The 18,799-nt window shown below is 43.5% G+C and carries 20 protein-coding genes; 4 read left to right on the forward strand and 16 right to left on the reverse strand.

Annotation, left to right across the window (positions count from 1 at the left end):
• Window positions 1–78: 78 nt before the first annotated feature.
• Window positions 79–1,473 (reverse strand): class II fumarate hydratase, encoded by a 1,395-nt coding sequence (gene fumC / locus ACN9MT_RS09315; RefSeq protein ID WP_426272120.1) that lies wholly within the window; start codon window positions 1,471–1,473, stop codon window positions 79–81.
• 115 nt (window positions 1,474–1,588) lie between these two features.
• Here fumC and ACN9MT_RS09320 point away from each other — a divergent pair, with 115 nt between their 5' ends.
• On the forward strand, window positions 1,589–2,893 hold the full coding sequence (locus ACN9MT_RS09320) for a hemolysin family protein (RefSeq protein WP_035407316.1): 1,305 nt from the start codon (window positions 1,589–1,591) through the stop codon (window positions 2,891–2,893).
• Between the two features lie 22 nt (window positions 2,894–2,915).
• On the opposite strand, the gene ACN9MT_RS09325 is transcribed toward ACN9MT_RS09320, so the two are convergent.
• Genes ACN9MT_RS09325 through ACN9MT_RS09335 form a run of 3 tightly spaced genes read right to left on the reverse strand, consistent with a single transcriptional unit; the run spans window position 2,916 to window position 5,468 of the window.
• On the reverse strand, window positions 2,916–3,317 hold the full coding sequence (locus ACN9MT_RS09325; protein WP_035407314.1) for a reverse transcriptase-like protein: 402 nt from the start codon (window positions 3,315–3,317) through the stop codon (window positions 2,916–2,918).
• Window positions 3,310–4,269, reverse strand: coding sequence for a CobW family GTP-binding protein (locus ACN9MT_RS09330; protein WP_035407311.1), 960 nt, complete (start codon window positions 4,267–4,269; stop codon window positions 3,310–3,312). Before ACN9MT_RS09330 ends, ACN9MT_RS09325 begins: the two co-directional genes overlap by 8 nt.
• Window positions 4,270–4,280: 11 nt before the next feature.
• A complete protein-coding gene (locus ACN9MT_RS09335; RefSeq protein WP_426273500.1) occupies window positions 4,281–5,468 on the reverse strand; it encodes an HD domain-containing protein in 1,188 nt (395 codons plus the stop codon).
• Window positions 5,469–5,613: 145 nt separating this feature from the next.
• On the opposite strand from ACN9MT_RS09335, the gene ACN9MT_RS09340 reads away from it, so the two are divergent.
• Window positions 5,614–6,099, forward strand: a complete 486-nt coding sequence (locus ACN9MT_RS09340) for a hypothetical protein (protein ID WP_426272121.1) — start codon at window positions 5,614–5,616, stop codon at window positions 6,097–6,099.
• 270 nt (window positions 6,100–6,369) lie between these two features.
• On the opposite strand, the gene ACN9MT_RS09345 is transcribed toward ACN9MT_RS09340, so the two are convergent.
• The 11 genes from ACN9MT_RS09345 to yvfG form a co-directional block, all read right to left on the reverse strand.
• Window positions 6,370–6,936 carry a deoxycytidylate deaminase gene (locus ACN9MT_RS09345; protein ID WP_056062130.1) on the reverse strand — a complete coding sequence of 189 codons (567 nt, stop codon included), beginning with the start codon at window positions 6,934–6,936 and terminating at the stop codon, window positions 6,370–6,372.
• 49 nt (window positions 6,937–6,985) lie between these two features.
• A complete protein-coding gene (locus ACN9MT_RS09350; protein WP_214854348.1) occupies window positions 6,986–8,194 on the reverse strand; it encodes a toxic anion resistance protein in 1,209 nt (402 codons plus the stop codon).
• Window positions 8,181–8,924 carry a 5-bromo-4-chloroindolyl phosphate hydrolysis family protein gene (locus ACN9MT_RS09355; RefSeq protein ID WP_035407298.1) on the reverse strand — a complete coding sequence of 248 codons (744 nt, stop codon included), beginning with the start codon at window positions 8,922–8,924 and terminating at the stop codon, window positions 8,181–8,183. Before ACN9MT_RS09355 ends, ACN9MT_RS09350 begins: the two co-directional genes overlap by 14 nt.
• A gap of 248 nt (window positions 8,925–9,172) precedes the next feature.
• Window positions 9,173–10,516: a sodium-dependent transporter gene (locus ACN9MT_RS09360; RefSeq protein ID WP_426272122.1), complete on the reverse strand. Its 1,344-nt coding sequence runs from the start codon at window positions 10,514–10,516 to the stop codon at window positions 9,173–9,175.
• A 172-nt stretch (window positions 10,517–10,688) separates the two neighbouring features.
• Window positions 10,689–11,561, reverse strand: a complete 873-nt coding sequence (locus ACN9MT_RS09365) for a diacylglycerol/lipid kinase family protein (RefSeq protein WP_035407293.1) — start codon at window positions 11,559–11,561, stop codon at window positions 10,689–10,691.
• On the reverse strand, window positions 11,558–13,075 hold the full coding sequence (locus ACN9MT_RS09370; RefSeq protein ID WP_056062137.1) for an ABC transporter permease/substrate-binding protein: 1,518 nt from the start codon (window positions 13,073–13,075) through the stop codon (window positions 11,558–11,560). Before ACN9MT_RS09370 ends, ACN9MT_RS09365 begins: the two co-directional genes overlap by 4 nt.
• Window positions 13,072–13,803, reverse strand: a complete 732-nt coding sequence (locus ACN9MT_RS09375; protein ID WP_035407287.1) for an ABC transporter ATP-binding protein — start codon at window positions 13,801–13,803, stop codon at window positions 13,072–13,074. Before ACN9MT_RS09375 ends, ACN9MT_RS09370 begins: the two co-directional genes overlap by 4 nt.
• Window positions 13,804–13,991: 188 nt before the next feature.
• Window positions 13,992–14,621, reverse strand: a complete 630-nt coding sequence (locus ACN9MT_RS09380; RefSeq protein ID WP_290751148.1) for a 3D domain-containing protein — start codon at window positions 14,619–14,621, stop codon at window positions 13,992–13,994.
• A gap of 351 nt (window positions 14,622–14,972) precedes the next feature.
• Window positions 14,973–15,182, reverse strand: a complete 210-nt coding sequence (locus tag ACN9MT_RS09385; protein WP_023468601.1) for a hypothetical protein — start codon at window positions 15,180–15,182, stop codon at window positions 14,973–14,975.
• A 60-nt stretch (window positions 15,183–15,242) separates the two neighbouring features.
• Window positions 15,243–15,854, reverse strand: coding sequence for an NUDIX hydrolase (locus ACN9MT_RS09390; protein WP_058704911.1), 612 nt, complete (start codon window positions 15,852–15,854; stop codon window positions 15,243–15,245).
• Complete coding sequence (gene yvfG, locus ACN9MT_RS09395) at window positions 15,851–16,072, reverse strand: protein YvfG (protein WP_035407279.1); 222 nt, start codon at window positions 16,070–16,072, stop codon at window positions 15,851–15,853. Before yvfG ends, ACN9MT_RS09390 begins: the two co-directional genes overlap by 4 nt.
• Before the next feature lie 88 nt (window positions 16,073–16,160).
• On the opposite strand from yvfG, the gene ACN9MT_RS09400 reads away from it, so the two are divergent.
• Both ACN9MT_RS09400 and ACN9MT_RS09405 read left to right on the forward strand, forming a co-directional pair.
• Entirely contained in the window at window positions 16,161–17,735 is a 1,575-nt protein-coding gene (locus ACN9MT_RS09400) for an FAD-dependent monooxygenase (protein WP_035407276.1), read from the forward strand.
• Window positions 17,736–17,768: 33 nt separating this feature from the next.
• The gene (locus ACN9MT_RS09405) at window positions 17,769–18,086 is read left to right on the forward strand and encodes a hypothetical protein (RefSeq protein ID WP_056062146.1); all 318 of its coding nucleotides are present in this window, start codon (window positions 17,769–17,771) and stop codon (window positions 18,084–18,086) included.
• Between the two features lie 43 nt (window positions 18,087–18,129).
• On the opposite strand, the gene ACN9MT_RS09410 is transcribed toward ACN9MT_RS09405, so the two are convergent.
• Window positions 18,130–18,684, reverse strand: a complete 555-nt coding sequence (locus tag ACN9MT_RS09410; RefSeq protein WP_290751162.1) for a nuclease-related domain-containing protein — start codon at window positions 18,682–18,684, stop codon at window positions 18,130–18,132.
• Window positions 18,685–18,799 lie beyond the last annotated feature (115 nt).

Genomic DNA, 18,799 nt, shown 5'->3' on the forward strand with positions numbered 1-18,799 from the left:
ATTCCCTCTCTTTCTATAGATCCGAATAACATTTCTCGGATAAAGAGAAAGCGAGGGAATATCCCCCGCTTTTTCAACTCATGCTTTTAAGTTCGGACGAACCATGTCTGCTGGTACAATCCATTGATCATATTGTTCTTCTGTTAGCAATCCTGTCGCAAGTGCCGCTTCTTTTAATGTCGACCCTGACTGATGCGCCGCTTTCGCAATTTTTGCCGCATTCTCATATCCGATATGCGGATTGAGCGCTGTTACGAGCATCAGTGACCGTTCGACGTTCTCAGCGATGACGGACCGCTCAGGTTCAATGCCGATCGCACAATGGTCATTGAACGAATGCAAGGCGTCTGTAAGTAAACGAACGGATTGAATAAAGTTATACATGATGACCGGCTTGAAGACGTTTAGTTCAAAGTTACCTTGACTTGCAGCAAAACCAATCGTTGCGTCATTTCCGAGGACTTGCGCAGCGACCATCGTCAATGCCTCACTTTGAGTCGGATTGACTTTTCCTGGCATGATTGAGCTCCCTGGTTCATTTTCTGGAATCGTGATTTCACCGATTCCTGCTCGTGGACCAGATGCAAGCCAGCGGACGTCATTTGCAATCTTCATCGCGTCCATCGCTAGTGCTTTGACAGCACCATGTGTGAAGACGAGTTGATCGTGGCTTGTTAAAGCGTGGAATTTGTTTTCCGCACTCGTGAATTCATAACCCGTCTCTTCACTCATCTTCTTCGCTGCCAAATCACCAAACTCAGGATGCGCATTAATCCCCGTACCAACTGCCGTACCGCCGATTGCTAGTTCCGTTAATGGATCAAGCGTCCGTTCGATCATTTGCTTCGAAAGCGCAAGCATCCGGACCCAGCCGCTGATTTCTTGACCAAGTGTGATTGGTGTAGCATCTTGCAAGTGTGTTCGTCCGATTTTAACGATATCCGCAAAAGCCTTTGCTTTTTCATCAAGGGTCGCATGCAGCGCATCGATAGCTGGGAAAAGTGATTCCAATAAGACTGTTTTTGCCGCTAAATGCATCGCTGTTGGATATGTATCATTTGAACTTTGTGATTTATTGACATCATCATTCGGATGAATCGTCGTTTCACTGCCTTGTTCCTTTAATTTGCGTGTCGCGACCCGAGCGATCACTTCATTGACGTTCATATTAGACTGAGTACCTGAACCCGTTTGCCAAACGACAAGCGGAAACTCATCATCGAATTTCCCCGCGATGATTTCGTCACATACTTCAGCAATGGCACCAGCTTTTTCTGTCTCAAGCACACCTAAGTCGCGGTTCGCAAGCGCCGCTCCTTTTTTCAGGACTGCAAAGGCACGAATGACTTCAATCGGCATTTTTTCCGTTCCGATCTTAAAGTTTTCTAGACTACGTTGTGTTTGTGCGCCCCACTCCTGCGCTTCCGGTACACGAATTTCCCCCATCGTGTCACGTTCTACACGGTATTCCATAAACAAATTCCCCCTTTTGATTACTTCTCTTCTAGTTTACCGGAAAGCTCGCAGAATGGGAATGAGGGAGACAGTTTTGGGGAATAGTTTATTATCGAAAAGGAGTGAAGATTTCATGTGGTTAATAAATTTAATAATTGTTTTATTATTGATTCTGGCAAACGGTATATTTGCGATGACCGAACTTGCTTTGCTCTCTTCCAAACGATCGAAATTAGAAAAAGCAATGGATGATGGTAAAAAATCAGCCCATGTCGCATTAGAGTTGCTGGATCGACCGACTGACCTGTTATCGACTGTTCAAGTCGGCATCACGTTAATTGGAATCGTCAATGGTGCATTCGGTGGTGCCGCGCTCTCCGGTCCTGTCATCAATTGGCTCGCACAATTCGGATGGATCGCTCCTTATGCCAGTACAATTGGTTATATTCTTGTCGTGACAATCATCACCTATATTTCGCTCGTCATCGGTGAACTCGTTCCTAAACGTGTTGCTCTTGTCAGTCCAGAACGAGTTACGATGTGGCTCGCCCCACCGATGCGCTTCTTCTCGATCGTTCTTCGACCATTCATCTGGGTTTTGAGTAAATCGACGAGTTCCATCTTCCGCTTGATTGGTCTCGATCGATTGCAGACGAAAGACGAGACGGAAGACGAAGTCCGGCAATTACTAATTCGTGGCACGAAAGAGGGAACATTTAATCGTTCAGAAGCTGAGCAAGTTTCTCGTGTCTTTGATTTTCATGATTTATATGCATATGAACTGATGGAGCCCAGAACGGTTACGGAGTGGATTGACTTAGCTGATGAACCCGACACGATCTTACAAGAGCTCCGACAAGCGCGACACCGAAACTTACCGGTCGGTCACGGGGATTTGGATCATTTTGTCGGATTCATCGATGCAAAAGAAATACTATCAACGGAACATCCTGTCAAAGAACTTGAACGATTAATTCAATCTCCACTGATTGTTCCCCGCCAACTGAAAGCAACCGTTTTACTTGAACGGATGCGGAAGGAAACTGTATCGATTGCATTCGTTTTAGACGAGTACGGTGGTTTTCTTGGCATGATCACCTTGTTCGATATTCTCGAAGCATTCGTCGGCGAGATTTCAAGCGTCGAGGAAGAACCGGAACTCGTCATGCGGAAAGACGGTTCGTTCCTAGCGGACGGATTATTGCACATCGATGATTTAAAACGAACGCTCGGCTATACAGATGACTTACCCGGTGAACAGTTAAACGCCTATCATACAGTTGCCGGTTTAATCCTGTATATGTTAGGTGATGTACCAACGCGTGGAAGTGCTGTCGTGATTGGATCATACCGATTTGAAGTCGTTGACTTAGACGGACGTCGCGTCGATCAAATCCTGATTGAGCGCATCGAACATGAACAAACACCCCTTCCATAAGGATAGGGGTGTTTGCCTTCAATTATGCTTCGTATAATCGTAATGCCTCGCGTGCGACGCGATCTGCTTTATTCTCAGACCGCGGAATCCACTTCACGAAGGCGAGTGGTAAGAGTTGATAGCGTTCAAAAGCAGGATCAAAGATCGTCTGCGTTCGTTTATTCTTGACGAATTCACGTTCGACCGCTAATGCAACCGCTTCTGAATCCGTCCGAAACGAAATGACGCTCTCTCCTTGAGTAATTAGTTCGTGCGCCCACTCGACGGCTTTTGCAAATGCGATGAATTCTGCCTCATGATTATTAATTGCTTGAATTTGATACATTTTTTCTGTGACTTCTCCCTCGGAGCTTTTGCTAAACAGTCCAACCGCTGCTTCGTCGTTTGAGGGACGGACCGTTCCGTCAAAATAAAGTTCAACCATGTTCAATTGCCGCCTCGATTCCTTTTCGTATCGCTTGCTCATCTAGCCCTTTCCCAATGAAGACGAGCGTCGTCTTTGGTTGTTCGCTAAATGGTTCTCGGATTGCTGTTCCGTAAATCATCCCTGTCCCTTGTAAGATTACTTTTCGTTCTGTATCTGCAAAATGGATGATCCCCTTATAACGATAGAGATCTTCCGCGTAGGCTTCTAACACCTCACGTAGGACCATACCGAATCGATTTCGATTCAATGGTCGTTCCTCAACAATCGTTAGTGCCGTAAAATCTTCGACAGATTGATGAATCTGATCTGTTTGTTGGCTGAGTCGCACTTGTTCTTCTTTTGGAAAATGGAATGTTTCAAATAGTCGATTTGATTCCAGTTGTCCCTGTTCCGTTTCAATGATGGCTGCAGATGGATTTCGTTCGCGCAGCAAAGCAATCAACGTTTCACGTTCTGATGCTTTAATTAAATCCATCTTATTTAATACAAGTACATCAGCAAATCCGATTTGTTTCACATTTTCTTGGAACGTCAATTGTCGTTCTAAGTGATACGCATCAATGACTGTGACGACACTTGAAATCTGATAAGACTGTTCAACGGCTGGTTCAAAATAAAATGTCTGAAGAATCGGTCCTGGATCAGCGACACCAGTCGTTTCGATCAATAATCGATCGAATGATAGTTCCCCATCACGGCGACGTTTGGCAATCCGTAGCAATGCATCCCGTAAATCACCTCGAATAGAACAACAGATGCAACCATTTGTCAATTCGATCATCTCTTCATCGCTTCGCTCAATCAATGCTTCATCAATGTGAACAGAACCTACTTCATTGACAAGCAACGCAAACTTCTCTGTCGGTTGAGAAACAAGATGGTTGAGTAACGTGGTCTTACCAGCACCTAAAAAACCAGTAATGACGGTCGTACGTATTTTGTCTTGCATGATTTCACTCCTTAGCGTCCTTGTTGCTGACGCCATTTTTCTTTTCGTGCATCGAGCAGATCAATCGCATGAAGATACCAGGCATCCGCCGTTTGCGGCGTAACACTTGATCCCCACTCGCGTTTCCCATGGTGCGATAATACCATATGCATGAGACGATGATAGACCGCTCGTGGTAACCGAATATCTTCTTCTCGAAGCGTTTGTTCGAGCACGAAGCATCCGTATGGCATATGTCCTATAAGAACACCATCTGGATCAAGCGCAATACCTGCTAGTTCTTCTTCTTCTTCGGTTACGTGTAACAGTCTCGAAAAACGATCTGTCGATGCACCTGCATGTGTATATTCCCACAATTTACCGATATCGTGCAATAAAATACCGAGCAACAATTCATTCGGATTCGGTCGTTGATCTAACAGAGCAATTCCTTTTGCTGCTTGATAAAGCGCATCAAAGCTGTCATCCCAAGAAAATTGACGCATCTCTCGTTCAGATGCTTGGAATAGTTCATTTTTGTGATCGGCCTCTGCTTCTTGGATACATTTCAGCAATGTCAAATACGGTTGTTCACTACCACAGATTCCTTGACCAATCGTCATCATACAGGCAGTATGTTTTAATAATCCACCGATATAGGCATGGTGATGAAATAAGGCAGCCGGTCGCGTTGAAAAGTCCGCCCAGTACTGTCGCAGAATCGATAGCGCGATTTCTCGGTAAGGCGTATCTAGTTGATCGATCAATCCAAGTAACTGATCACGATACGTTTCAAGCGACTCCTCTGACGGTAGCTGCGGCAAGAACTGCGTAGGTGAAGCATCATAAATCGGTGCGACGCGTTGAACCGTCAATGATTTATTACCGGATTGCGGCGGATACTCTTCTACTTTTGCTTCGACTCGAACAATTCGTGTCTCGAGATATGGACGGAGTGCTTCTTCTGCTGTTCCTTGATTGATCCATTGTTTTCCTTTACAAGATCCAGCAGGCGAGTTGAATGTAAACTGTAACCACTCTCGTCCGGTTTGACCTGTGCGAATTTCACCCGAGGCAACGAGTAGTACTTCTTCGATTCGCTCACCAGGAACAAGTGTATCTAGCGAAAGTCCAATCGGTTGATTTGATTGATTGATAGAAAAAGCGTCATTTTCATTAGAAGGCATCGTCACTTCTGGAAGTGCCTTGAATAATTGCATCACTTCATCTCACTCCTTTTTCTTCATCCATATCATAGCAGAGACGATTTCATCACGACTACTATCAAACATATATTGTAAGCGTTTTCTAAATGAATTATGATGAACATGGAAGTCAATTTTTATGCTTTAAGGAGGAGAAACGATGATTCGACCACTTACTCATTTATACAGCGAAGCTGTCGTCACACACGATCAATTGGATCCATCCAAAATCGTGACACGCGACCAAATTCGGCAAGCTGTTCAATCGTATGATCCGTACCAATCGCATACGTCGCATGCTCTGGAAGAGTTGTTGCTTCATGAGTTACGTCAGGCATGTCATTGTGTTAAAGAAGAAGGACTATCCTTGGCTGATATGCAGACGGAATTGTTGATCCTCTCTGCTTTCCAATGTGATGCAGGTTATTTAGCAGAAGAAATTCAACATATGTCACCGACCGCTATCAAACGACATCTTTCTACACTTGATGCCGCTTTCAATCGACTATTGCATCAACTGTTTTTACATCAGTCGCAACCAGACATTCTTTGTCAACGATTTATGACAATCCTCGCGGGTGCAGTCGCTACAAAATGTAAAATCAGTGCTAAGCGTCTCAAGGAAACCATGCTTGTTCATCCATAATAAAAAAATCCTGACTCGAATGAGTCAGGATTTTTCATTCAACGACCTGGCATTCCAGCTCCTTGATTGGTTTTGTATGAAAATGCGGCGTTCCGCTTCGTCATATTCTATAGTCATCATGCCAAACTATTCAAGTCTTGTCAATTCTTTTCTAAAAAAAGTGGACCGATTTTCGATTGAAAATCAGTCCGAATGGAAGAGTGAATAATTACCATGGCAATGCTTGATTTCATCATACAATGCCATGGAAGCGTTTACAACCCTTTTTCGTTAAATTTTTTCAAGAAAATATTCGTTTGCGAGTGGCAAGTGGATGACTTCGATTCCACTTTGTCGCATCAGGTTCAATCCGTCCCCATATTCATATCCTGTCGAATAGACGACACGATCAATTTTAGAGGCAATGAGCGCTAAACTACACGCATGACACGGACTATGTGTGACGTATGCTGTCGCATGACGCGCACTCGTCGAATCGGCAGCTAGCTTACCGAGTGCATTGATTTCAGCATGAATCTCATGCTGCTTCGACCACTCATGATGTTCCTCTTGATTTTCACAACGATAAAAGAGAATCCCGTTTCGTTCAATCGACTCTTCAGTAATCGGATGGTCGGATCTTGATGTATAGAGAATACCCTCTTGCTTTAAGTAAATTTCATTACAATTCACATGCTGACTGGGTGTTCCGTTTATCCCGATCGAAATCGGCTTTTCGTCTTTGACGATGACACAAGCAACGGATTTTGAGGCGCATTTTGAATGACGATCTGCCATCATCCGCGCAAATAATAACCATGTTGTGTCCCACTTCAATTGCTTCTCTTCTATATTCATTTAAAATCCTTCCTTTCATGAAGGAAAGGAACACGAAAATTCGTGTTCCTTAGTATGGTCGATTCGGTAATTCTCTACTTTTTGAGGCAACTTCGATGACTTTTTGTTTCAATTCGTTTTCCATTCGTTCTAATTCATGCTCAGCATCGCGACGTTTTTGTTTTCCTTCTTGTTGAATGCGTAATGTCTCATCAAGTGTCTCAATCAAGTTTTGGTGTGCCACTTTTAATGATTCGACAGAAACAATTCCTTTTTCGTTTTCTTCCGCAATTTCAATCGACGATTCTTTCAGTAACTTCGAATTTTGCTCAAGTAGCTGATTCGTCGTGTTGGTGACATCCTTTTGCATTTCGAGTGCTGCTTTTTGACGTGATAAACTTAAGGATAAGACGACTTGGTTCTTCCAGAGCGGAATCGTATTGACGACCGCCGATTCGATTTTTTCCGCTAAAATTTGGTTGTTTTGTTGAATGACGCGAATTTGCGGCGCCATTTGCAAACTGATCGTTCGTGATAATTTTAAATCATGGATTTTCTTTTCGAAACGGTCCGTCAATTGAATCAAGTCATTTAATTCCTGTAACTTCGTCTGATCCCGAGATACCTCGACTTCTGTCCGTAGCGGTTCGATTTCATGCTGACGCACATGAGCGATTTTCGTCTCGCCAGCCGCAATATAGACGTTCAATTCTTCAAAATAACGTTTATTTTTTTGATACATTTGGTCGAGTAAAGTGATGTCTTTCATCAATCCAAATTTCGATCGATCAAGATTGTGTACGACTTCTTCGAGATAAGCACTCATTTTCTCATACTGTAAGAAATACGTTTCTGCTTTTTTCTTTGCTCGCCCAATAACCGGAACGTTCGACCAGAAACTCTTTTTTTCTTGAAGTGTGTCTGGATCCATTTGACGTACACGTTGCATTAAATCACTCAGCAGTTTTCCTGCCTCCCCGCCGTCCTTCATTTTTACTTCACTTAAGACTTGATCGGAGAATTGAGAGAGTTCACGCTGGACGGGTGCTCCAAATTGCATGACGGCATCCGTCTTTTGAAGATCGATTACTTGCAGCAAACGTTCGATCTTTTGTCGTTGTTCTGCTGGAACATCCGAAGGAATCATCTCTTCGACAGGGCGTGCCGGCATTTTAGGAGGTGTCTCCGCTATATTTAGATCGACCGACGGATCGGAGATCGTTGGTTGATCTTGCTCATCAGGCCATTGTTGCCACGTTTCTTTATCAGAATGGGTCATGTCGGTAACTCTCCTCCTGTTTTTGTTGTTCGGTCTCTTGTGCTAGAACCTTTTCAATCGTCAAGAGTTCCCGTTCTAAATCAACGGTATCCCCTTCGAGCAATAAGGTTTGTTGTTGTTTTAATTTTTGACCAATCATTTTCAAATTCGAAATCAGTTGATTTTTCGTATCAACTTGAACTTGGGCACCACGGCGTTCCAGATCGGCGTATTTTTCTGAAATCGATAATAAGGAATCTAGGTAGAATGTAAAGAAGTCTCGGACTTTTTTGACGTCTCGTGGACTTTCATATAACTCTTCGAACAATACATGGGCTTCGCGTGAAACCATTCGCATCTCACTTCTAATTTCACCATCTCGTATGGAGGGAACGATTTGATCATACGTCTGGATTTTCACAAATCCTTCCTCAATCGTCCGTTGCAAGACTTGAAGTTCTAAATCATCCGTCTCCTCAAAGCGTCGTGTCGCCCGCTCGGGTTTTAAGATGACACTGCCCACAAACTCATCTTCGTCATCGAGTAGTAGTTTCTTTTTGACATTTTTCCGCTTGATTTCGGTCGATTTTCGTTCAGTCCGATATCGTCGTCCTGGTTTAGTCCGATAACCACTCCAAATGAACCATAACCCAAGTGCGATGAAGATTCCCGAAAAGTTGAACGTATCAGCCAATTGTAAAAATACGAACATCATACCGATGGAGCCAAATATCCACCATGAAGACTTCATATCATCCCCTCTTCCTTCTTGCTGATTCTTTTATCAGGTCTACATGTCTTTATTTTAACATTACGTAACGTTTAACAAAAAGTTTCCCGTTTTCCCGAAATGTTACGCCTCGTATATTTATATTTCAACATACTTTTGCAGTAATGACATCAGACCGAAGAACGAACTGTTCGCCTTTTTTTATATCAACTCTTTCGATAAAGAAGGTAGTCGACACACGTTGTCGACTACCTTCTGAGAGTTATATATCATCCAAAAATTGGCCAGATGAGAATAATCAAAATCGCAATCGGACTCAAGTAGCATACGCTTACCCGCCACACAGGAACGATTTTTTTCATGAATGGACTTGTTACTAGCTCCTGCTCGATAAGAGTTCGGTCGAGTTTGTAACCGGCAAAAATTGAAATCAATAATGCACCAATCGGCATCAGAATGTTTGAGACGAGGAAATCAACACTGTCAAAGAATGTTTTCTCCATGAATTGTGCATCACCTAGAATTCCAAACGAGAGTGCAGATGGAATCCCGACGATGGCGATTGCGAGTGTCGCAAGCCAAGTCGTCCGCTTTTTATCGCGCATCGTCGCGTTTTCTTTTCGATCCGTCAAGGAAGCAACGACGACCTCAAGCATCGCAATCGATGAAGTGATCGACGCGAAAGCGAACAACAAGAAGAATAGTATCAAGAACAACGAACCAAATTGAATTTGGCTGAAGACGGTCGGTAAGACGATAAACAGTAACGCTGGACCTTCTGCCGGGTCAAGACCTGAAGCAAAAACGGCTGGGAAAATCGCAAATCCTGCTAATAATGAGACGGCTACATTCATCGCAACAATCCATGCTGCCGAACGGTTAATTTCTCCACGTTCCTTCATATAGGATGCATACGTCAGCATCGCTGATACACCGAGCGATAAGGAAAAGAACGCTTGCCCAAGGGCACTCAGGACAGAAGTTCGGTTGAGCACCGAGAAATCAGGCTGAACGAAAAACTTGACGCCTTCCATCGCACCATTAAGCGTTAACGATCGTAAGACAAGAATGATAAAACACACGAATAATAATGGCATCATGATCTTACTCATTTTTTCAATACCAGATTGAACACCACGTAAAACGATCCAACATGTCAGAGCGAGGAAAATCAATTGCCCCGAGATGACATAAAGCGGTGAGGCTGAAATCGTTCCGAATAATTCACCGAGTGCTCCACTATCCATTGTCGTTAACCGACCTGTAAAACCAAGAATGGTATAAATTAAGACCCAGCCTCCGATGACGCTGTAGAAAGAGAGCAACAAGAAACAGGCGATGACACCCAGGACACCAATGAACGTGAACTTCTTATGACCAAGCGCCGAGAACGCTTGAAGTGCCGTTTTCCCACTCGTTCGACCGATTAAAAACTCAGCAATCAAGACAGGCAATCCAAGTAGCAAGGTAAACACGAGGAATAAAAGTAAAAAGGCGCCCCCTCCGTTTGTTCCAGTCGTATACGGGAATTTCCAAATGGCCCCCAGACCAATGGCGGATCCCGCTGCTGCTAAAATAAATCCAACTTTTGAAGCCCATGCGTTTCCTTTCATGGTGCTCCACCTCCTTTTCAAAATACTTTTTCATTGTACAGAAAGAAATCATGAAAGTCATCCTTTATCAAATATTTTCTTTAAAGCGTCAAAGCATAACCGCATATACGCATTGCATGAAAATAAAAAAAAGGTCGAATATTATCTCGACCTTCTCTCGACTCAATTTGTATTAATCAGTGCCACCATACATTCGAAGATATTCCGGTAACACTTTGACGGTAATTGGCGTATGGATGGCTTTTTCACCATCTGTATCAATGACTTTTGCTTCTTTTGTCTTTAATTGAAATCCGCTCGTCAAGATATGGGTAAAAGATGGATCATTGGCGAGACCAATTTTTTGAAGGATGACGTCCCGGATTGTCGTCAGATTTACCTCATCAACAATTACCAAATCTAGTTTTCCATCATTATAAGCTCCATCCGACAAATTCGTCTCGATTCCACCCAGTGATTCTCCATTTGCTGCCAGAATCAATACTGCTTCACCTGTCATATGACGACCTTCATCTAAAATTAATTCATATTCAAATGGTTTTGCTTCTAAACTCGAGCGAATCGTCGATAAATAATACCCCATCTTCCCAAGACGCGCTTTTTCTTCTGTATCGATCCCAATCGATGCTTCGGCGACGAGACCGACACCCAGAAAGTTCAAGAAATAGCTATCTCCGACTTGCCCGAGGTCGACTTGAACGACATGTTGCATAGCAATTGCTTCTGCTGCAAGCCGTGGCGCCATCGGTAAGCCAAGTGTTCGTGCGAAATCATTACACGTACCTCCAGGAATAATGCCAAGTATCGGGCGATTTTCTAATTTCGCTACACCATTGATCGTCTCAAAGACCGTCCCATCTCCACCAATGACGACGACAGCGTCAAACGCGGATGATTCTTCCGCAAAATGCATCGCATCTCCTGCTTGTTTTGTATTTCGAATGACGATCTCGTCGAACAACGTACTTAACGGTTCGATGACTTCTCCAAGTAATCCTGTACCATTCGTACCGGCTGTCGGGTTACTGATCAGTAATAGTTTCATTGGATGATGCCTTCCTTCTTCAAGTAATCGCGGGCGACCGCATTTGCAGTTTTTCCACCATACGCGACAGCTTCGTTCATTTTCGACATCTCTTCATCGGAAATCTTACCCGATAATTGCTCAAGCGCTTGTTTTACCTCTGGATACTCATCGATTGTCTCTTGACGAAGTAAAGGTGCTCCTTCGTACGGTGGGAATAATTGCTGATCGTCTTTTAGAACAAGCATGTCGTATTTCGCAATCTCTGGATCGGTCGAATACGCATCAATGACATCGATTTCACCAGATTCAATCGCTTTATAACGCAATTTCGGTTCCATCGTGACGACCTTATTGAAATTGACATCATATTTATCTTGGATTCCTTTATAACCATCTTGGCGATCCTTGAATTCTAATGTAAATCCAGCCGTCAGTTGATTCGCGACCTGTTTTAAATCAGAAATCGTCTTTAAATCGTAGCGTTCCGCTAATTTTTTCGGAACGGCTACAGCATAGGTGTTGTTATAGTTCATTGGTGGCAATAAGGTCAAATCTTGTTTTTTTAGACCGGTTTTCGCCTGTTCGTATACTTCTTTTGCATCGTTTGATTTTGGTTTTTCATTCGTCAAACTAGCGAGCACCGTTCCTGTGAATTCTGGATAAGCATCAATGTCTCCTGACTCGAGTGCTTTATAAACGAATGTCGTCTTCCCGAAGTTTGGTTTGACTTGAACCTTTAAATCCGTCTCATCTTCGATGACGATTTTATACATATTCATTAAGATTTCCGGTTCCACGCCCAGTTTTCCGGCAACGACGAGATCTGGTCGTTCGCTACGGCCGAATGCGAAAGGTGCGATGACGATTGCGACCATTAAGACGACTGCCGTCACGAGACGTGCCGTCTGCCGCTTACGAGTTGCGACTTCCGTTTGGCGTAGTAAACCGTCAAATAGAAGAGCAAGGAGAGCTGCAGGAATCGCACCAAGCAAAAGGAGATAGTTATCATTACGGTCAATTCCAAGGAGAATGATCGACCCTAGTCCACCAGCACCGATCAAAGCGGCAATCGTTGCCGTACCAATGATCAATACCATCGCCGTTCGAATTCCGGCCATCATGACAGGCAAAGCTAACGGAAGTTCGACTTTCCATAGACTTTGCATCGGGGTCATCCCACATGCGCGTGCCGCCTCTTTGATTGAAGGATCGACTTCGGCGAGACCTGTATATGTGTTTCGAACGATTGGTAATAAAGAATAGAGAACAAGTGCAATGATAGACGGGACTGTACCAATTCCGACAAGTGGAATCATCAGACCAAGTAGCGCTAATGATGGAATCGTTTGAATGACGGAAGTCACACCAATCGACCACTCACTCAGACGTTTATTCCGTGATAAGTAGATCCCAAGCGGAATGGCAATGATACATGCGATAAGTAACGAAATGACCGATAGTTGAATATGCTCAATTAACGCTTGAAGCAATTCACTTTTCCGATCTTGATACGTTTCAATCAAGCCGTTCATTCGACTTTCCCCCTGACTTGACGCATGAACTCTTGAACAAATGGATCATTACTCGCTAGTACTTCTTCCTTTGTTCCGATGAAAGCAATCTCCCCAGCGTTCATCAGACAAATGCGACTACCCAGTTTTAATGCCTCGTTCATATCGTGCGTAACGAATAAAATTGTTTTTCCAAGCTCTTCGTTTAGATGCAACAAATCATTTTGTAATTGTTCACGTGAAATTGGATCAAGGGCGGAGAAAGGTTCATCCATCAAGATGACGTCTTGCTCTGCTGCGAGCGCACGCATGACACCGACACGTTGTTGTTGCCCCCCAGAAAGTTCACTCGGATATTTTTTCTTAAGCGATGTGTTTAAACCTGTCAGACGGAATAATTCATCGACTCGACGCGCCACCTTTTCTTTGTCCCACTTTAATAATTCTGGCACGACACTGACATTTTCTTCGATCGTCATATGTGGAAAGAGGGCAATCTGTTGTAAGACGTAACCGATTCGCCGCCGCAATTCATGTTCGTTGATTGACATGATCGGCTCACCGTCGATCCAAATTTGACCCTCTGTGTGATCGATCAATCGATTGACCATCTTCATCGTTGTTGTTTTTCCGCAACCCGATGGACCAATCAAACAAAAAATCTCACCCTGATCGACGGTAAAGTTAACGTGTTGCACCGCTTTTGTTCCATCCGCATACGTTTTGCCGACATCTTTGAACTCAATCACTCCTCATCCCTCATTTCCCCTGTTTATTATCTTTGTAAAATTCCCCTTTCTCTCGTATTCTAAAACCTATTTTGACCAATTGATCTCTCGTTTCCTAAACAATTTGTTTTATAACCGAATACTGATTCATTTTTACTAACACAAAAAAAGACGATGGAGTTTACCCATCGTCTAGTCTCGATATTGATTTATTCGAACGTTACCGTCACTTGGCGGCGTCCCCATTCTAGTGCTTCTTGTTTTGATCCTACTAGAAGGTCCATGATTCTTCCACGAATCGCACCACCTGTATCGAGTGCGATTGCGTCACCAAAACCTTCTACATGAACTTTTGTTCCAAGCGGCACGATAGATGGATCAACAGCCACGATCCGACGACCTTCATATGTAATCGTATTCGTGACGTCATAACCTGATGCCGTTAAGGCACGACCATTATACAAGCGGCTTCCATTGTTTTCTGGATTTGTCGTATACGCTGTCGTTTCAAATGTTACCGTACGTTTTGATGAACGATCCGTCTTCACTTGCTTCCGGCTTTGCTTCGCAGCTTGTCGTGCTCTCTTTTTAGCATTTGCATTTGCTTTCTGCTCCGCTTCTGCTTTTTGTTTGGCTACGGCTTGTAATCGAGCTCGCTTTTCTGCCTCAGCTTGTTCCCGCTTTTTTTGAGCAGCTTGACGTTTCATCTCTAACGGATTTTGTACGATCGTCTTTTCTGTTCCAATCCCGATTTGTGCCGCTGAAGCTTCATGATGCGGCAAAAGAATAAATATGAATCCCGCTAAACAGAGGGATAATAGGAATGATGTTCGTTTCATGTTGGTGCCAACCTTTCTCGCCGTTTTACGACCCGCACAACGTATCACGGCGACAAACCGTTTGAAAAGCGAACACCATGATTTGAAATATATCTGTCAAAAAGTAACGAAATGGTTACACGCTTACAAAAAACGCTCTCATTCGTTGTATAGCAACGTTTTTATATTTTGTAACCGTTCTGTTACGATTTATCTTTTGTTACTCTTTTGTAATAAATGTATCTTTTCGATGTTTTCAGTCATTTCGATTGACCTAACAACACTCCAGCCAATATCATATTTCATTATTATTCATTTTTTTGAATGAACATAAAAAAAGCACACCATAGTAGCTTGGTATGCTTTCATGTATTATTTTGTTTTACGTTCTAACAATTCGATCTCTGACTTTAACAAGACTTGTTTTTCAAATTCTAAGCCGAGTGCCTCAAAGTTTTTCGTATGGGATACATCACCGACGACCGTATTTGTCAATACAGCTGTTACTTCCGCAACCCAGCCTTCTTTTGTTTTTACCATATCACCAACGATATAATCGAATAACTCTTCTGTTTCTTCCATTTGACTCATCTCCTGACACGTTCAATTACAGTTAATCATATAAAATAACGACCAAAAAAGCTAGTCACGCGTCAATTGAGCTAAGAACTGGCGCAAGATTTTAGCGGTTAATCCCCAAATTAGATAATCCCCGTGCTCATAGAAATGCTCCGTGACTGTATACGTACGATCGAGATATGCTTCTCGATTCGCCATTCGTTCGGTCGGCACTTCCTTACCAGGGCGTATCCGCCACTCCATATCCCCTTTGATTGGTTTAGAAGTCATCAATTCTGTCAAGGATACGAGAAAGACATGATCGACTTCTGCCGGTGAAGGATTAAAATCCGTTGCATGTAGAATACCAAGATACGGATAAATAATTGACCGGTTCGGTGTCACGAGTGGTTCGAGCGTTCCAATCACTTCAATCTCGGAAGCACTGACATTTAATTCTTCAACCGTTTCACGGATGGCTGCTGCTTTCGGTAATTCACCGCCATCGATCCGACCACCTGGAAAAGCGATTTCGCCTGGTTGCGAACGTAGGGTTTTGGCTCGTACTTGAAATAACAGATAGACTTCGCCATCCTGTTCAACCAAAGGAACGAGTACGGCTGCTGCATGTCGAGGTAAACGTTCTTCTGAATCTACATAGTGTTTTCGGATATCGGCTAAGTTCACCTGCTTCATCGCCCTTCTTGTGCAACATGATGATACGCTTCTTCAAGATGGCGCATACGAACGATCAGATCCGCATTTTTAGCGATCCGGTCCGATAAAATCGATCCCGCTACCGTCTTGTAGTAGGCGTTTAAAGCATTGCGCTTTGTCAGATGAGCCTCGTTCTGACGGATATATTCCTTAAAATTCGCAATCAATCGTTCTGTCGTAAAAAGTTGTTCGTTCACAAGTTTCATCCTTTCACACGTCGAGCGTGTCATCAATAGTTTAATGGTAACGAGTTTTGGCTAAGATGTAAATTAAGGGGGGTTATCCGTGAATAAAAAATTAGATGTCCTCATTATTGGTGCCGGACCAACCGGTTTAACACTCGCACTCGCACTCTCGCGCTATGGATTATCCTTCCGCATCGTCGAACGTGCAAGTGGACCATCTGTCGTCTCCAAAGCCATCGGCATTCAAGCACGTTCCCTTGAATTGTTCGCAAGACTTGGCGTGGCAGAAGATTTAATGGAAAATGCGATTAAAATCAATCAAGGAAACCTCTATGTTAATGGTGCATGGCAGGCAAAGCTTGATTTTACTGATTTAAATACACCTTTTCCGTTTGTTACGCTCTTGCCTCAAAGTGAGACGGAACGGATTCTCGAAGCACGACTCGCCACTTACGGACATACCGTTGAACGAGAGACGGAATTAACAGGATTCGCTCAATTTCCAACGTTCGTTACTGCTACCTTACAACATAAAGGAGAGACAGAGACGGTAGATGCTTCCTTTATCATCGGAGCTGATGGCGCGAATAGCTTTGTTCGTCGAGAACTTGGACTTCCATTTAGCGGAAAATCGTTCAAAGAGTCGTGGGCATTGGCCGATATCGAAGTCGACTGGCCGCTCTCTTCCGAAGAGGTCCACATTTTCTTCTCTGATCATGGGGTCATCGAGTCTTTCCCACTTCAGTCGAATTTATTCCGCATTACGGGCAACCTAACGAGCGGACCTGTTCCGACTGATCATAAAGCGATTGATGATTTTTTACAAAATCGAGCCAAAGTACCGTTCGAGCTAAAAAAAGTCCATTGGTACTCCATGTTCCGTGTCCATAATCGAATTATCGAGAAATTTGGTCACCATCGAATTTATTTGATTGGGGATGCGGCACACATCAATTCCCCTGTCGGTGGTCAAGGAATGAATACAGGGATTGCTGATGCGATGAACCTTGCTTGGAAACTTTGGTGTGTGCATCAGTTCAAAGCGAGTTTTCCGTTGCTTGATTCTTACAGTGTCGAACGCCGCGAAGCGGCACAAGGTATCTTACGATCAACGAATTTAGCAACCGAACTCTTGCAGATCAACATTCCGTTTTTGTTGCCTCTACAAGAAAAAGTCATTCGAAATAGTCTCAAGATCGCACCCTTACATCATTTCGTGACGAATCGAATTGCTCAACTCAACAGTCACTACCCAGCAAGCCTGACCTTTGTCACGCAAGGACACTTCAGTCCATTGACACCTAAGCCGGGTGAACCGATGCCCTACAGTGAAGTCGTACATCCGCGGACGAAAAAAAATGAACTCTTGTTACGTCGCGCGGATCGAAATTTCTTATTACTGTTGTTCTTACCAAAAAACGCAACTGACGATCTTCTTGAGCCATTTAAGGAACTCGCCTATACCTATCCAGATCTATTTGAGACAGTACCCATCCATCAATCCCTTAAAGAGGATGGTGTCGTCGATCAAGGTGGCGAACTCGCACGACGCTTCGGCATTAAGCAATCCGGACTATATTTGATTCGCCCTGACGGTTATATCGCGTATCGCCAGCAAGGTTTAAAAAGTAAATCGTTCGCCCGTTATGTTGAACGTTTACTTTATGCGCGCTAACTCGGTATGATAGAAGATGAGGTGAAGGCAGATATGGATATACAACTGATTCGAACGATTTTGATCATTCTTCTGATTGTGGCATTTCTTGTCATCGTCAGTAGACGAGCGAAGGAAAATCTTCGATGGTCGCTTCTCGGAGAAGCATTCGGTGAAAAAGGAGAAGATTTATTGAAGGATGCTGCTCGACTTGAGGCAGCTGATCTAGACATTCGAGTCGAACGCGGCGTCAAGACTTCGTTTTTATTCCGACGCTTCAGTAAAGATTTAGACGATCGCGTAGCGGTGTATGTCTTAAAAGAAGACCTGGATCAAGCCGAGAACATCCTTGCGTCTCGACCAAGACGATAAATTTAAATGAAAGGCAGTGAAGCGTTCGCTTCACTGCCTTTATTCATTCCTGTTGCTGCGCGAGATAAAACGCGACTTGTTTTCGTTCTTGCTCTTGAACAGGAGAGGATTTCTTTGAAACAATGAACGCTCGCACATCTTTGAATGTATGACCCGTCGGAAATTTAATTCGTTCCGTCCGCATCTGTGGTGCATTCGGAAAAAGTGTGATGCCATGAATCGGTATGACGATCCCTTGTTTTTTTAGCGTTTTTCGAACCATTTGGACAATTCGTTTCGATTGATTAATCGGATGGGGTGAAAACACCTTTTTCCCATGCATAGGATCGCTGACATGACAGGATTCTTCCGTCATCCATTCTACGACTGCATCGTTTTGCAACACAAGAAACAACCCTTTTGGACCAATCAAAGCAAAGGGAATGATAATCGTTTCAGTTAGACGTATACGTTCAAATAACATCCAATCAAAACGACATACATGACGGATTTCATTGCAGAGCGCATCTGTTTCATGCGTCATCGTATTCACTTGCTTACTTGCAAAAAAGCGACGGCGTGGTGGTGCCGGAACAGAAGCAGTCATGACTTGTAACATGATTCATCATCCTTTGTAATATGTATTAGTAGTTATCTTAACACCGTTTTCGTATACATGACGATTCTTTCAAAAAGAAGGAAATCAAAAAAGACATTTCTGACGATTGGCAGAA

The organism is Exiguobacterium sp. R-17, assembly GCF_049913315.1.
Taxonomy (GTDB): Bacteria; Bacillota; Bacilli; order Exiguobacteriales; family Exiguobacteriaceae; genus Exiguobacterium_A.

What these genes read in the sequence shown, in the direction of transcription:
- fumC (WP_426272120.1), bottom strand. Translation starts at nt 1,473, where the DNA reads ATGGAATACCGTGTAGAACGTGACACGATGGGGGAAATTCGTGTACCG.
- ACN9MT_RS09320 (WP_035407316.1), top strand. Translation starts at nt 1,589, where the DNA reads ATGTGGTTAATAAATTTAATAATTGTTTTATTATTGATTCTGGCAAAC.
- ACN9MT_RS09325 (WP_035407314.1), bottom strand. Translation starts at nt 3,317, where the DNA reads ATGGTTGAACTTTATTTTGACGGAACGGTCCGTCCCTCAAACGACGAA.
- ACN9MT_RS09330 (WP_035407311.1), bottom strand. Translation starts at nt 4,269, where the DNA reads ATGCAAGACAAAATACGTACGACCGTCATTACTGGTTTTTTAGGTGCT.
- ACN9MT_RS09335 (WP_426273500.1), bottom strand. Translation starts at nt 5,468, where the DNA reads ATGCAATTATTCAAGGCACTTCCAGAAGTGACGATGCCTTCTAATGAA.
- ACN9MT_RS09340 (WP_426272121.1), top strand. Translation starts at nt 5,614, where the DNA reads ATGATTCGACCACTTACTCATTTATACAGCGAAGCTGTCGTCACACAC.
- ACN9MT_RS09345 (WP_056062130.1), bottom strand. Translation starts at nt 6,936, where the DNA reads ATGAATATAGAAGAGAAGCAATTGAAGTGGGACACAACATGGTTATTA.
- ACN9MT_RS09350 (WP_214854348.1), bottom strand. Translation starts at nt 8,194, where the DNA reads ATGACCCATTCTGATAAAGAAACGTGGCAACAATGGCCTGATGAGCAA.
- ACN9MT_RS09355 (WP_035407298.1), bottom strand. Translation starts at nt 8,924, where the DNA reads ATGAAGTCTTCATGGTGGATATTTGGCTCCATCGGTATGATGTTCGTA.
- ACN9MT_RS09360 (WP_426272122.1), bottom strand. Translation starts at nt 10,516, where the DNA reads ATGAAAGGAAACGCATGGGCTTCAAAAGTTGGATTTATTTTAGCAGCA.
- ACN9MT_RS09365 (WP_035407293.1), bottom strand. Translation starts at nt 11,561, where the DNA reads ATGAAACTATTACTGATCAGTAACCCGACAGCCGGTACGAATGGTACA.
- ACN9MT_RS09370 (WP_056062137.1), bottom strand. Translation starts at nt 13,075, where the DNA reads ATGAACGGCTTGATTGAAACGTATCAAGATCGGAAAAGTGAATTGCTT.
- ACN9MT_RS09380 (WP_290751148.1), bottom strand. Translation starts at nt 14,621, where the DNA reads ATGAAACGAACATCATTCCTATTATCCCTCTGTTTAGCGGGATTCATA.
- ACN9MT_RS09385 (WP_023468601.1), bottom strand. Translation starts at nt 15,182, where the DNA reads ATGGAAGAAACAGAAGAGTTATTCGATTATATCGTTGGTGATATGGTA.
- ACN9MT_RS09390 (WP_058704911.1), bottom strand. Translation starts at nt 15,854, where the DNA reads ATGAAGCAGGTGAACTTAGCCGATATCCGAAAACACTATGTAGATTCA.
- ACN9MT_RS09405 (WP_056062146.1), top strand. Translation starts at nt 17,769, where the DNA reads ATGGATATACAACTGATTCGAACGATTTTGATCATTCTTCTGATTGTG.
- ACN9MT_RS09410 (WP_290751162.1), bottom strand. Translation starts at nt 18,684, where the DNA reads ATGTTACAAGTCATGACTGCTTCTGTTCCGGCACCACCACGCCGTCGC.